At 73.8% G+C, this 12,972-nt stretch carries 10 protein-coding genes; 5 read left to right on the forward strand and 5 right to left on the reverse strand.

All coding sequences use genetic code 11. The features are described from left to right. Positions 1 to 1,091 (forward strand): ABC transporter permease (locus ACFXOZ_RS27900; protein WP_380593159.1); only part of this gene is annotated, 1,091 nt, incomplete at its 5' end. 136 nt (positions 1,092 to 1,227) lie between these two features. Continuing rightward, positions 1,228 to 3,975, forward strand: a complete 2,748-nt coding sequence (locus ACFXOZ_RS27905; RefSeq protein ID WP_380593160.1) for an alkaline phosphatase family protein — start codon at positions 1,228 to 1,230, stop codon at positions 3,973 to 3,975. 67 nt (positions 3,976 to 4,042) lie between these two features. Here ACFXOZ_RS27905 and ACFXOZ_RS27910 read toward each other — a convergent pair whose 3' ends face one another. Then, positions 4,043 to 4,936 carry an NADP-dependent oxidoreductase gene (locus ACFXOZ_RS27910; RefSeq protein ID WP_380593184.1) on the reverse strand — a complete coding sequence of 298 codons (894 nt, stop codon included), beginning with the start codon at positions 4,934 to 4,936 and terminating at the stop codon, positions 4,043 to 4,045. Positions 4,937 to 5,016: 80 nt separating this feature from the next. Here ACFXOZ_RS27910 and ACFXOZ_RS27915 point away from each other — a divergent pair, with 80 nt between their 5' ends. Further along, complete coding sequence (locus ACFXOZ_RS27915; RefSeq protein WP_380593161.1) at positions 5,017 to 5,673, forward strand: TetR/AcrR family transcriptional regulator; 657 nt, start codon at positions 5,017 to 5,019, stop codon at positions 5,671 to 5,673. A 100-nt stretch (positions 5,674 to 5,773) separates the two neighbouring features. On the opposite strand, the gene ACFXOZ_RS27920 is transcribed toward ACFXOZ_RS27915, so the two are convergent. Further along, positions 5,774 to 6,769, reverse strand: a complete 996-nt coding sequence (locus ACFXOZ_RS27920; protein ID WP_380523694.1) for a hypothetical protein — start codon at positions 6,767 to 6,769, stop codon at positions 5,774 to 5,776. Positions 6,770 to 6,981: 212 nt separating this feature from the next. Here ACFXOZ_RS27920 and ACFXOZ_RS27925 point away from each other — a divergent pair, with 212 nt between their 5' ends. Then, a complete protein-coding gene (locus ACFXOZ_RS27925) occupies positions 6,982 to 9,432 on the forward strand; it encodes a helicase C-terminal domain-containing protein (protein ID WP_380523692.1) in 2,451 nt (816 codons plus the stop codon). Between the two features lie 68 nt (positions 9,433 to 9,500). Here ACFXOZ_RS27925 and ACFXOZ_RS27930 read toward each other — a convergent pair whose 3' ends face one another. Both ACFXOZ_RS27930 and ACFXOZ_RS27935 read right to left on the reverse strand, forming a co-directional pair. Further along, positions 9,501 to 10,007 (reverse strand): GNAT family N-acetyltransferase, encoded by a 507-nt coding sequence (locus tag ACFXOZ_RS27930; protein ID WP_380523690.1) that lies wholly within the window; start codon positions 10,005 to 10,007, stop codon positions 9,501 to 9,503. After that, entirely contained in the window at positions 10,001 to 10,468 is a 468-nt protein-coding gene (locus tag ACFXOZ_RS27935) for a rhodanese-like domain-containing protein (protein ID WP_380523688.1), read from the reverse strand. The genes ACFXOZ_RS27930 and ACFXOZ_RS27935 overlap by 7 nt, the downstream gene beginning before the upstream one ends. A 174-nt stretch (positions 10,469 to 10,642) precedes the next feature. On the opposite strand from ACFXOZ_RS27935, the gene ACFXOZ_RS27940 reads away from it, so the two are divergent. Further along, positions 10,643 to 11,701 carry a hypothetical protein gene (locus tag ACFXOZ_RS27940; protein ID WP_380593162.1) on the forward strand — a complete coding sequence of 353 codons (1,059 nt, stop codon included), beginning with the start codon at positions 10,643 to 10,645 and terminating at the stop codon, positions 11,699 to 11,701. A 77-nt stretch (positions 11,702 to 11,778) separates the two neighbouring features. On the opposite strand, the gene ACFXOZ_RS27945 is transcribed toward ACFXOZ_RS27940, so the two are convergent. Further along, entirely contained in the window at positions 11,779 to 12,966 is a 1,188-nt protein-coding gene (locus ACFXOZ_RS27945; protein ID WP_380593163.1) for an aminotransferase class V-fold PLP-dependent enzyme, read from the reverse strand. Between the last annotated feature and the right edge of the window lie 6 nt (positions 12,967 to 12,972).

Raw genomic sequence — 12,972 nt, forward strand, 5'->3', positions numbered from 1 at the left:
TGCCGTTGCTGACCTCGGTGGTCGCGGGCGACGTGTTCGCCGCCGAGGACCGGCTCGGCACCTGGCGGCACCTGCTGGTGGCGGTCCGTTCGCCGCGCCGGATCTTCCTCGCCAAGACCCTGGCGAGCGCCACCGTGATCGTCCTGCTGGTGGCCGGACTGGTGGCGTCCGGTACGGCGGGCGGGCTCGCCGCGGTGGGGAACCAGCCGCTGGTGGGCGTCGACGGGCACCTGTTGGCGCCGTCCGACGCGGCCGTGGGCGTCCTGCTGGCCTGGGCCGCCGCGCTGGCGCCGACGATGGCGCTGGCCTCGCTCGGCCTGCTCGGCTCGGTCGTGCTGGGCCGCTCCCCGATGGGCCTGCTCGTCCCCGCGCTGTCCGCGGTCGCGATGCAGCTCGCCCAGACACTGCCGCTCCCGGTGCCGCTGCGGCTGGCCCTGCCCGGCTACGCCTTCGTCTCCTGGAACGGGCTGTTCGCCGCGCCGAACCGGCTGCCGGAGCTGCTGATCGCGGTCGCGGTCAGCCTGGTCTGGGCCGTGGTGGCGACCACGGCGGCCTACCGGCTGTTCGTCCGGCGGGACTTCACCAACGGCAGCGAGGACGGCGAGAAGCGCCGCGCGCTCACCCACGGGGTGCTGCCGTTGGCCGGGCTGCTCGCGCTGACCACCGGGGTGGTCGCGGTGGCCGCGCCCTCGACGGGCTCGGGGATCAGCCGGGCGAAGGTCCAGCGGACGGTCTCCACCGTGTTCGCCCACCTGTACCGGCTGCAGACCGAGCAGTTGCACCGCCCCGCCGTGACCGAGGCCGACCTGCGGGTGGCCGCGGACTGCAACCGGGGCGACGGCCAGGTCGAACCGGAGGGCCCGGGCAACGACTGGCGCTGCGTGGTCACCTGGCACCTGCCCGGCACCGAGGCCCCCGGTACGGCGGTCTACCAGCTCGACGTCGCCTCGGACGGCCGGGTGATGGCCGACGGCGACGGGCCGAAGGAGGTCAACGGCTACTTCCTGGTCCACACCGGCACCGGGGACGCGCCGAACCCGCTCTGGCAGTTCGACGGCCAGATCGACCTGCTCGACTCCTCGACGGACTGAGCGCACTGAGCGCACTGAGCGCATGACCCGCACCACTCGCATCACCAGCACCACGTGCACCACAAGCACCACAAGCACCACCCGCAGCGAAGACACCGGAATCAACGCAGCGCACTCACCACGAAGGGCTGACGCCATGCAGGTAACGCGTCGTCGACGAGTCCAGAGGGAGCACCCGGTGCTCCTCGGCCGCAAGGTCGGCCGCCGGGCCACCCTGGCCACGGCGTGCATCACGGCGGTGGCCGTGGCCACGGGCACCGCTTTCGCCACCACCCACCAGTTCGGCACCGACCAGGTCGGCCAGGTTACCGCCGACGGCCAGGTGATCTCCAGCGACCAGTACATCGCCCCGTACGGCGACCGCCTGGTCATCGACAACGGCAAGCTGATGGGCTCCCGGGTCAGCCCGGACGGCACCCACCTGGCCGCCTCGCTGGCCGACGGCGACGCCTCGCTGGTCGTGGTCGACCTCAGGACCGGCAAGGTGCAGCAGCGCGCCGGCAAGGCCAAGACCGCCGACCTGCACCTGACCGACGGCTCGGTCGGCCAGGAGGCCCCGGTCTACTCACCGGACGGCAAGCAGCTCTGGCTCGGCCAGCTCGACGGCTACACCAGGTTCACCGTGAACGCGGACGGCTCCCTGGCGAACCCGGTGAAGGTCGCCATCCCGGCCGACGGCACCAAGCACGCGCTGGCCTCGGGCCTGGTGTTCTCGGCCGACGGCTCGACGGTGTACGCGGCCGTCAACGGCCAGAACCGGGTGGTCGAGATCAACGCGGCCACCGGCGCGCTCGGGCAGAGCTGGACGACCGGCAACGCACCGCGCGGCATCGTCCAGGTCGGGCACAAGCTGTACGTCAGCAACGAGGGCGGCCGCGCCGCCACCGGCGACGACGACACGCTGAACTCCTACGGCACCCAGGTGCCGGCCGACCCGGACACCGGCGCCACCACCACGGGCACCGTCAGTGTGATCGACCTGGCGGACCGCTCCGCCGCCGTCGGGTCCATCGAGGTGGGCCTGCACCCGACGGCCGTGTACGCCAAGGGCGGGACGGTCTTCGTCGCGGACACCTCCTCCGACCAGGTGTCCGTGATCGACGCGGCACGGGGCAAGGTGGTGCAGCGGATCTCCACCAAGCCCTGGCCGGAGGCCTCGGTGGGCTACGAGCCCACCGCGATCACGCTCACCGACGACGGACGCCTGCTGGTCACCCTCGGCCGGGCCGACGCGGTGGCCGTCTACCGCTTCGCGGGCGCCCAGGAGCCGGTGAGCTACGTCGGCCTGCTGCCCACCGACTACTTCCCGGCGGAGGTCACCACCGTCGGCTCCAAGGTGGTCGTCTCCAACACCCGCGGCATCGACGCGCGCCGCCCCAACTCCACCGGCGCCCACAACACCCACGACACCACCTCCAGCCTGACGCAGTTCACCCTGCCGTCCGACCAGGAGATCCGCTCCCGGACGGACCAGGTCTTCCGGCAGAACGGCTGGACCAAGGGCGCCGTCCGGACGGCGGACGGGCACAAGGCGAAGCCCGTCGCGGTGCCGGCCCGGATCGGCGACCCGTCGACGATCAAGCACGTCTTCCTGATCGTCAAGGAGAACCGGACCTACGACCAGGTCTTCGGCGACATCGGCAAGGGCAACGGCGACCCGAAGCTGGCCCAGTTCGGTGCCAACGTCACGCCCAACCAGCAGGCGCTGGCCAAGCAGTTCGGGCTCTACGACAACACCTACGACATCGGCACCAACTCCGCCGAGGGCCACAACTGGCTGATGCAGGCGGACAATCCGGAGTACACCGAGTCCTCGGCCGGGGAGTACGAGCGCAGCTACGACACCGAGGACGACGCCCTGGGCCACCAGCGCTCGGGCTTCCTGTGGACCGGTGCCCAGGCGGCCGGCCAGGACGTGCGCGACTTCGGCGAGTTCCACCAGTTCCTCACCAAGCCCGACGGCGCGACCTGGCAGAACCTGTACTGCGACTCGAAGAACATGGACGCGACGGGCGACGACACCGCCTACCCGCTCAACTCCTCCTCGCCGATCCCCTCGCTCAACGACGTGTCGGTGCCCGGCTTCCCGAAGTTCGACACCGATGTGCCGGACCTCTACCGCTACCAGATCTGGAAGCAGGACTTCGAGCAGAACGGTCCGGCGGCCCTCAACATGCTGTGGCTGTCCAGCGACCACACCGGCGGTCCGGCCAGTCCGGCCGCGCAGGTCGCCGACAACGACCTCGCGGTCGGCAGGATCGTCCAGGAGATCTCGCACAGCGAGTACTGGAAGGACACCGCGATCTTCGTGGTCGAGGACGACTCCCAGGCCGGCCTCGACCACGTCGACGGCCACCGCGCCCCGATCCAGATCATCAGCCCCTGGGCGCAGCACGGCGCCGTCGACAGCCGCTACTACTCGCAGATCACCATGGTCCGCACCATCGAGCAGATCCTCGGGATCCACCCGATGAACCAGAAGGACAGCGCGGCCAGCCCGATGACCACCGCCTTCACCGACAAGCCGGACCTCACCCCGTTCACCGCGGTGCCCAACCGCACCTCGCTGACCGACGGCCTCAAGACCCCGCCGTCCTGCGGCGTCGACGTACCCGGGGCCCCGGACGCGGGCGCGGCGGCGCCGGTGACCGTCGCCCCGCCGGCGGCCGAGCGGCAGGTCGCGGCCCAGTGGGAGGACTGGAAGTCCAAGCAGCAGCTGACCGGCCCGAACGCGGCGCCGGACCGGGCCAACCCGGCCCAGATGAACCACCTGACCTGGTACCAGACGCACAACTGGCGGACCCCGTACCCGGGCGAGGACGCGATCCACGCCCCGAACGACGTCCCCGGCGCCTACATCCCCTCCGCGGAGAACGACGGCTGACCCGCCCCGGCCCGAGCGGGGCCCCGGACCGGCACTGCTCGGTCCGGTCCGGGGCGTCAGCCCGCTCTCACACCACGATGACCCGGCGTCCGCGGGTGTGCCCGGCCCGGCTGTCGGCGTGCGCCGCCGCGGCTGCGGCCAGCGGGTACGAGGTGTCGACGGGGATGTGCAGCCGGCCCCGGGCGATCAGGTCGGCGGCCTCGGCGAGCGCCGCCGGGACGCTTCCGGCCGTGCCGGAGAACCGGACCCCGAGCCCGGGCGCGTCGAGGTCGGCGATGGACACCACCCGCCTCGGATCCCCGGTCAGTTCGACGAGTTCGCGGATCACACCGTTGCCGGCGAGGTCCAGGGCGGCGTCGACCCGGCCGAGCCCGCGCACCCGCTCCACCCAGCCCTCGCCGTACGTGGTGGCCAGCGCACCCAGGCCGCGCAGGTAGTCCTGGTTCGCGGCGCCGGCCGTGCCGATCACCGTGATGCCGCGGTCGCGGGCGATCTGCAGCACCGCCGAACCGACGCCCCCGGCCGCACCGCTGACCAGCAGCGTCTGCCCCGGTTGCACACCGACCTCGCGGAGGACGCGCAGCGCGGTCTCCACCACGGAGGGGTATCCCGCCGCCTCCTCGAAGCCCAGCCCCTCGGGCATCCTCGCCCAGGCGGTCAGCACCGCGAACTCGGCGTAGGTGTCGACCCCTTCGCCGAACACGTGGTCGCCGACCTCGACCCCCTCGACGCCCGCCCCGACCTGGTCCACCACCCCGGCGGCGTCCAGCCCGACCCCGGCGGGCAGTCGGAGCGGATGGGCCCCCAGCACCTGGCCCTCCCGGAGCCGCCAGTCCACGGGGTTCACGCCCGCCGCCCGTACGGCGATCCGAATGCGGCCGGGGCCCGCCTCGGGCCGCGCGGCGTCCACCAGGCGCAGGACCTCCGGGCCGCCGAACTCGGTGTAGCTCACCTTCTTCATGGTCTCCATGCGGCCGACCGTAGCACTAACGGTTAGTGTTTTGGAACTGTTCCGTTTTCATGGCTGATAGCATCACGGGCATGACCGAGCCGACCGGGACCATCGAGCCGACCGGGACCACCGGGACCATCGCCGCGACCGGGACCACCGGGGCCGGCGCCGCGCCCGAGCCGACCGGCCGCCGCGAGCGCAAGAAGGCCGCGACCCGCCGGAAGATCGCCGACACCGCCCTGCGGCTCTTCCTGGAGCGCGGCTACGACGCGGTGGGCATCCGCGAGGTGGCCGCCGAGGCCGACGTCGCCGTCACCACGGTCTTCTCCCACTTCGCCGCCAAGGAGGCCCTGGTCTTCGAGCAGGACGAGGACTTCGAACAGCGCCTCGTCCGGGCCGTCACCGACCGGACCCCCGAGGACCCGCTGATCCCCGCCCTGCGCCGCGAGATCCACGCCATGGTGCGGCACTGCGCCGCCGACGGCGCCGCCACGATCTGGCGCCTGATCGACTCCTCGCCCGCCCTGCGCGCCTACGAGGAGTCGATGCGGCTGCGCCACGCCGCGGCCCTCGCCGCGGCCGTCACCGCCCTGCCCGGGCAGACCCGCACCCCCACCGCCTGCCGGGCCGTCGCCCGCTTCGTGATCGACGCCTTCTCACTGGCCCGCGACGCGGCCGACCCGGCGGCCACGGTGGACGAGGTCTTCGGGATGATCGAAGCCGCCTGGGCGCCGCACCCCGCCTGACCGGACGCCGGAGCCCGGGGTGGGGCGGCCGGGTTCACGGCCGCCCCACCCCGGGCAGTGTCAGGTCGCCGGTCGGGCCCGGTTCGGGCTCAGTACGGGCTCAGTACTGGCGGGACTGCTTCCACATGACGTACCCGTTCAGGTTGGTGGCGACCAGGTAGGCGCGGTAGGCGTCCATGATGAGCCGCGGGCCGTACGCCGAGGCGAAGGCGACGGCCTCGCGGGTCCAGTCGCCGTGCGAGCCGGTGTCCTGGACGTCCTCCAGGTACAGCACGCCCGTGCCCTGCTGCCGGACGGCGACCTGCCCCCAGCCGGAGCCCGCCATGGCGATGGCCGGCTCCGAGTCGGTCTGCACGCCGTCCAGGATGCTCCGCCCGTACCAGCCGTTGTTCTGGTAGTACGTGCGGATGACGTTCACCCGGTTGTCGAGCCCCCGGTAGGCCATCAGCAGCAGGTTGTTGGCGGGGCTGAACGCCAGCGCCGGGGAGGAGTTGCTCGTGGCGCCGGCGACCCGCACCGGGTCGCCCCAGAGGTTGTTCGGGATGTTGAAGATCATGCTCCAGATCTCGTTGCTGTTCGCGCCGTGGAACGCCAGCGAGATGTTGTTGTGCGGCAGCGCGGCGATGGCCACCGGGCGGCCGTCGTTCGTCTGGGCGCCGTTCGGGACCTGGATCCAGTTGCCGAAGTTCAGGTACCGCTGGCCGTTGTTGGCCTGGTTCACGGTCAGGACGCAGTAGAAGATGAACCCGTTGGTGCCGGTGTGGAACAGCACGAACTGGGCCCCGCCCATGTAGACCACCTGCGGGCTGGCATTGGTCGCCCCCGCGAGGCGGACCGGCCGGCCGTGGTCGAGCGAGAGGTACATGCCGGGGTTGTCGTACCCGCGCCACACCTGGATGAGATCGCCGTTGACGGCCCGGGCCTCGCCCATGAAGCCGTTCGCCCGGACCGGGACGTTGTCCTCGATCTCGCTGGCCCAGGTGCTGCTCTCGCCGAACACGGCGGCGGACGCGGGGGCGTTGGAGAACATCAGCACGGCCAGGGCGGTCGTCGCGGTGACGGCGGCCATGCGCCACTTGGCGCGAAGGGAGCTCATGGGAATTCCTTGGAAGAGAACATCGGGGGACCGACGGCCGGGGGTGGGGCACCCTCCGACCGCCGCCACCGATGCTTCCCGCTCCGACGCACACGCAGCATCAGTCATTTGACTGTCGAGTCCCGGACGTCGCATTCCGGGAGCGGTGCACCGCGCCGCTGCCGATGGGCCATCCTGGTACCCCCGGGCGAGTACGGCCGCCCTGCTGAGCGGTGAGGTGTCCCATCGGTAAGAACAACGGGTCGGCGCTGGTCGCCTGGCTGCGCGGCCTCGACACGGCGGCCCTGGAACGGATCCTGGCAGCGCGCCCGGACGCCGCCTCGCCCCCGGAACCGCGTTCGGTCGGCGAACTGGCGGACCGTCTGCAGCGCCCGGCGTCGGTGGCCTCGGCCCTGCCCCGGCTGACGCTGCCGTGCCTCCAGGCGGCGGAAGCCCTCGCCGCGCTGGGGAACGCGTCGCAGGAGGAGCTGGCAGGCCTCCTGGACGCGACGGGCGGTGCACGTGCCCATGGACTGGCCGCCGCCCTGGGGGAGTTGGCGGACCGCGCGCTGGTGTGGCCGGGCGGCGACGGCCGGTTGCGGATGGCGGCGCCACTGGGGGGCGCGTGGCGCGCGCCGCTGGGGCTCGACGCACCGCTCGCACGCCTGCTCGCGGGCGCGAACTCCGACGATCTCGCCCGCATGCTGGCGAAGGCCGGGATCAAGCCGGACGGCAACAGGAAGGAGCGGCGGCTGGCGGCGCTGATCGACCACCACAGTGATCCTGCCCGGGTCGCGGCGCTGGCGGCCAAGGCGCCGGAGGCCACCCGGGAACTCCTGGCACGGCGGGCCCGTACGGTTCCCGAGCACCTGGGCGCCATCATGTTCGGGGGGCCGCCTGCCGCCTCCGCACCCGGCGAGCAGTGGGCGGTGGAGCGGGGACTGCTGATCCGGGACCGCTACCACTACGGGCCCACGCGCATGCCCGCCGAAGTGGCCCTCGCCCTGCGCGGTGCCGACTGGCACGCCCCGTTCACACCCCTCCCGCCCGCCGTGCCGACGGCGCCCGCCACCGCCACGGACGTCGAACGGGAGGCCGCGGCCGCCTCGATGGCCTTCGCCGCCGACGCGACGTCCGTCCTCGCCGTGTGCGCCGCCGCCCCGCCGGTCCGGCTCAAGGCCGGCGGGATCGGCGCCCGTGAGCTCGCCAGGATCGGCCGGGCCGCGCAGTGCGGCGAACTGCCGCTACGCCTCGTGCTGGAGGCGGCGAGCGCCGCCGGGCTCCTGGCCGTGGAGGGCGACCGGGTCGTCGCGACCGCGTCCTACGACACCTGGGCGGGGCGGGAACCGGCCGAGCGGCTCGCCGTCCTGCTCCGGGCCTGGTGGTCGCTCCCCCTGACCCCCGGCCGGAGCCGCGACGAGGACGGGAAGGCACGGCCGGCGCTCGCCGGGGCGCCGCCCTGCGGGGGCTGCGTCCAGGCCCGGCACGGGCTGCTCACCGCCGCCTCCCGGCTCCCGGCCGGTGAAGGCGCGGCGAAACCGGCTGACCTGGGGGCGCTGCTCCGGTGGCTGCGCCCGCTCGCCGACGAACTCCCGCAGGACGCCGAGCCGTTCGCCACCCTGATCCGGGAGGCGGAACTGCTCGGCGCCCTCGCCCTCGGGGCGCTCTCCCCGATCGGGGCCGCCCTGCTCGGGGCCGCCCCGCTCGGCGACGACGCCGAGGCCGAAGCGCTGGTCGACGCCTGCCACCGGCTGCTGCCCGCCGCCAGCACGAGCGCCCGCTTCGGCAGCGACCTCACCGCCGTGGTCGCCGGCACCCCGTCCGCGCACCTCCACGCACTGCTGGACTCCGCCGCGGACCGGGAGAGCGCCGGTGCGGCCTCCGTCTGGCGGTTCGGCCCGGGCAGCGTCCGCCGGGCCCTCGACGCGGGCCTCACCCCCGACGCCCTCACCGCCGACCTGGCGGCGGTCGCCGTCGAACCGCTGCCCCAGCCGCTCTCCTACCTGATCCACGACACCGCGCGCAGCCACGGCCGGGTGCGCGTCGCGGCCGCCGCCTGCGTGATCCACGGCCAGGAACCCGCCCTCCTGGCCGAACTCGCCGCCCACCGCAAGCTCGCCCCGCTCGGCCTACGGCACCTCGCGCCGACGGTACTGATCAGCCGGACCCCGCCCGACAAGACCCTCGCGGCCCTGCGCGCCGCGGGCTACGCCCCCGTCGCCGAGACCCCCGACGGGACCGTCCGGATCGAACGGCCCCCGCACCCCCGCGCCGCGCGCCCGGCCCCGCCCCCGCGTCGGCCCGGCAGGCCCCGCACGGGCGCCCGTACCCCGACCAAGGACGAGCCCGCCGACCTGCGCGCCCTCGCCGCCCGGCTCCGCGCCGCCCCGCAGGACGGCGCGGAGCCCGCCCCGGACGACGGCCGCCCCTACGCCGGCGACACCGAGGAGATCATCGCCCGGAACGCGCGCCATCTGACCTTCACCGACGTCCGCCAACTGGCCCACGCCGTCGACCACGGACAGGCCGTCACGATCGAGTACGTCGCCACGTCCGGCAACACGACCGTCCGCACCCTCAGCCGCCTCGCCCTGGACGCGCCCTACCTGAACGCCTGGTGCCACCTGCGCGAGGACGAGCGCGTGTTCACCCTCTCCCGCATCCACGGCGTGATGCCCGGGTAGCCGGGGCCGCCGTTCCCCTGTCCGTACATGTCTGGCCGTTCGGGCCAGGTCGGCGCGGCCCATCCGGACTACGTCGCGTACGAGGTGGTCGGCTGAGCGGTCGGGCGGGTGGGGAGCGAGAACCTGGCCTTGGGGCGGCTCAGGGCCCCCGTCCGGTGGTAGAAGCGGATGGCGTCGGTGTTCCAGGCGGGTGTCTGCCACTGCAGCTGCGCGGCGCCCAGTGCTGCGGCCGCGTCCCGTACGGCGTCGAGCAGGGCGCGGCCCCACCCGCCGCCCCGGTGGGCCTCGGTGACGAACAGGCAGTCCAGGTGGACGTAGTCGGCGGCCTGCCAGGTGGAGAACTCCCGGGAGAAGCTCGCGTAGCCGGTCAGTTCGCCGCCGTGGTCGACCACCAGGCACCACGCCCTCGGCCGCGCGGCGAACAGTGCGGGCGCCAGCCGGGCGGCGAGGTCCGCGGGCACCGGCTCGGCGCGCTCGTGGGCGGCGTGGTCGGCGCACAGGCGGGCGAGCGCGGGCAGGTCGGCCGGGGTGGCCGGGCGGATCGTGCCGCCCGGCCGTGCGTCGGCGCTCAGCACGCGCAGGAGATGCCCGAGCGCGGGGCGGTCAGGTCGTCGACGGGGCGGCTCTCGGGGCCGGTGGCGGTGTCGTACGCGAAGCCCTCGCGGACCCAGTACTCGAAGCCGCCGAGCATCTCCTTGACGGGGTGGCCGAGGAGGGCGAAGGCCAGGGCCGCCCGGGTGGCGCCGTTGCAGCCGGGGCCCCAGCAGTAGGTGACCACGGTCGTGGTGGCCGGGTCGATCAACTTCGGTGCGAGCTCGGCGATCCGCGCGGTGGGGATGTGCACGGCGCCGGGGATGTGGCCCTGGTTCCAGGCGACCTCGCTGCGGGTGTCGACCACCACCACGCCGGGTGCGCCGGACGCCAGGTCGGCGTGGACGTCGGAGACGTCCGCCTCGAAGGCGAGCCGGGCGGCGTAGTGGGCGGCGGCCTCGGCCGGGGTGGCGGCGGGCACGGTCAGGACGGCGCTGGCGGACATCGGAAACCTCGTGTTCCTGCTGGTGGGGCGGGGTTCGGTGGGCCGTTCCGGGGTTCCCCGGTCGGCGATGACTCCATCCTCCGGTCCCGGGGCCCACCCCCACGAGTGGCGTGAACGCCGAAGGTCGTCAAGATCCCGCCAGGTGCTGTCGGCCCGTCGGGAGAGGATGGCGACATGACGATCACCCCCACGCCGGTGGCCAGCTACCCGATCCCGAGCGGGAGCAACTCCCGCTCCTCCGTCGATCCGACCGGCCCCGTTCCCCGTCTGGAGGTCCACGACGGCACCTCGCTGCGCCTCTACGACCTGCGGGAGCAGGCCGAACTGAAGGCCGAGTTCCCGGCCCCGGGCCCCGAGTGGTGGGCGCCGGTGTGGACGGCTCCCGACCTCTCCTTCGCCGTCTTCGGCACCGGGGACGGGTACGTCGCGACGGCCCAGGACGGCACGGAGCTCTGGCGGCAGCCGTACGGCACCTGGCGGGTGGACCGCTGGGGCTACGTCCTGTTCACGGTGACCGGTCCCGACCGGGAGCTCCGGATCTGGCTGCGGCTGCCCTCCGGACTGCCGGACGCCACCCTCTTCCTGACCCTGGACGCCGAGGGGCGGGTGCTGGCCCGGAGCGTGCTCGAGTGCGGCGGCTACGAGCGGTACGCCCGCCTGCTCCTGGACGCCGACGGCGAGGTCATCGGGGTGGACGTCTCGGGCGGTTCCGGGCCGACCACCCGCCACCGGCTCCGCCGGGAGTCCGGCGCCCTCGTCCTGGCCGAGCCGCTGCCGCAGGACGCGGTCCCCCGGCTCCCGGCGGACCGCGACTACCTGGACGCGGACTCCGGCAACACCCGCTGCATGACCGTCGATCGGAGGGGCCGGGACATCAGCTGGCACGCCGTGCCCTCCTACGAGGTCACCGCCACGCTCCGGCTGAGCGACTTCCCGGCCCCCGGCACCGGCGACTGCTCGGTCCACAACGACCCGTCCATCTCCTCCTTGTCCGGTTTCGTGGACGACTCCACCGTGCTGGTGACCCTGCACAACCGCTACGACGAGGGCGCCGTGCTCCTCTTCGGCGAGCAGGACTGGCGCGAGTACAGCCACTGGCTCGCCGACCCCGCCACCGGCGCCCTGCACGGCCGCCTGGAGTACCCGATGTCCGAGGTCGACTACGTGCTGCCCCTGGGCGACGGCACCTGGCTCACCCAGGAGTGGAACGCCTACCGCCGCTGGCGTCGCTGACCACCCCCGGGTGCCAGGGCCCGTCTTCGGACTCCCGCCCGCCCTCCGGGCGAACGACGGGAGTCCGAAGGCGGGCCCTAGACGTCGGGCAGGGCGGCCAGCAGCCGGTCGATCTCCTCGGGGGAGTTGTAGGCGTGCAGGCTGACCCGGACCGAGGTGTCGGTCTCGCCGGCGCGGGCCTGGCAGTGGCCGTCGGCGCGGACCATCAGGCCGTGGCTGGCGAGGACGAAGCCGAGGTCGTTGGAGGGGATCGCGCGGTGTCGGAAGGTGACGATGGCCTCGCGGCGCTGCACCGGGGAGTCGGCGGCCAGGCTCTGTCCGCAGCCGAGCACCTGGTAGGCGTCGGAGCCGCTCAGGCCGTCGGTGAGGCGGGTGGCCAGGGCGGTGGTCCAGCGTCGGATGCGGTCGGTGCCGGCGGCGTCGAGCCAGTCCAGGGCGGCCTCCAGGCCGGCGATCCCGCAGGTGTTGGGGGTGCCGCTCCAGCCGCCGGGGCGGAACTCCGGGCCGCGGGTGTTGCGGGCCCAGACGGCGCCGGTGCCGGGCAGGGCGAGTGCCTTGTGGCCGGAGAAGACCACGAAGTCGACGTCGAGGCGGCCGACGTCCACCGGCAGGTGGCCGACGCTCTGTGCCGCGTCCAGGCAGATCGGTACGTCGGGGCCGACGGCGGCCCGGATCCGGTGGACGTTCATGTCGGCGCCGTACACGTGGTGGACGTGGGTGGCGGCGACGAAGGCCGTCCGCTCGGTGACGAGTCCGGGCAGCGCCCGGTGGTCGTAGTCGTGCGAGGCCGGGTCGTACGGGAGTTCGCGGACCCGGACGCGGACGCCGCGGTCGGCGAGCAGCTGCTGCGCCTCCAGCCAGGGCAGGGCGTTGGCCTGGTGGTCGGCGAAGGGCACGATGATCTCGTCGCCGTCCCGCAGGTGCCGGGGGAGCCAGTCCCGGGCCACCGTGCGCAGGCCCTCGGTGGTGCCGCTGACGAAGTGCACTCCGGAGGGCTGCCCGGGTGCCGGGTCGCCGAGGAAGGCGGCGACCCGGGTGCGGGTGCGTTCGACCAGCGTGGTGGTGGCGTTGGCCCAGGTGTAGGTGCCGCGCCCGGCGTTGGCGTTGGCGGTGGTCAGGTAGTGGTGAACGGCGTCGAGCACCGCCCGCGGCTTCTGGGCGGTGGCCGCGCTGTCCAGGTAGGCCTGCTCGGGGGCGCCGGTGATGATCGGGAACTGCTTGCGCAACTCCCGGTGCCAGCCGTCCAGTTCGTCGAGGGTGCTCATGCGCGG

This window comes from Kitasatospora sp. NPDC059160, from assembly GCF_042755465.1.
Lineage (GTDB): Bacteria > Actinomycetota > Actinomycetes > Streptomycetales > Streptomycetaceae > Kitasatospora.

Bases quoted from the DNA above. Each gene is read 5' to 3' on its own strand.
- ACFXOZ_RS27905 (WP_380593160.1), top strand. From the start codon at position 1,228: ATGCAGGTAACGCGTCGTCGACGAGTCCAGAGGGAGCACCCGGTGCTC.
- ACFXOZ_RS27910 (WP_380593184.1), bottom strand. From the start codon at position 4,936: ATGAAGAAGGTGAGCTACACCGAGTTCGGCGGCCCGGAGGTCCTGCGC.
- ACFXOZ_RS27915 (WP_380593161.1), top strand. From the start codon at position 5,017: ATGACCGAGCCGACCGGGACCATCGAGCCGACCGGGACCACCGGGACC.
- ACFXOZ_RS27920 (WP_380523694.1), bottom strand. From the start codon at position 6,769: ATGAGCTCCCTTCGCGCCAAGTGGCGCATGGCCGCCGTCACCGCGACG.
- ACFXOZ_RS27935 (WP_380523688.1), bottom strand. From the start codon at position 10,468: ATGTCCGCCAGCGCCGTCCTGACCGTGCCCGCCGCCACCCCGGCCGAG.
- ACFXOZ_RS27940 (WP_380593162.1), top strand. From the start codon at position 10,643: ATGACGATCACCCCCACGCCGGTGGCCAGCTACCCGATCCCGAGCGGG.
- ACFXOZ_RS27945 (WP_380593163.1), bottom strand. From the start codon at position 12,966: ATGAGCACCCTCGACGAACTGGACGGCTGGCACCGGGAGTTGCGCAAG.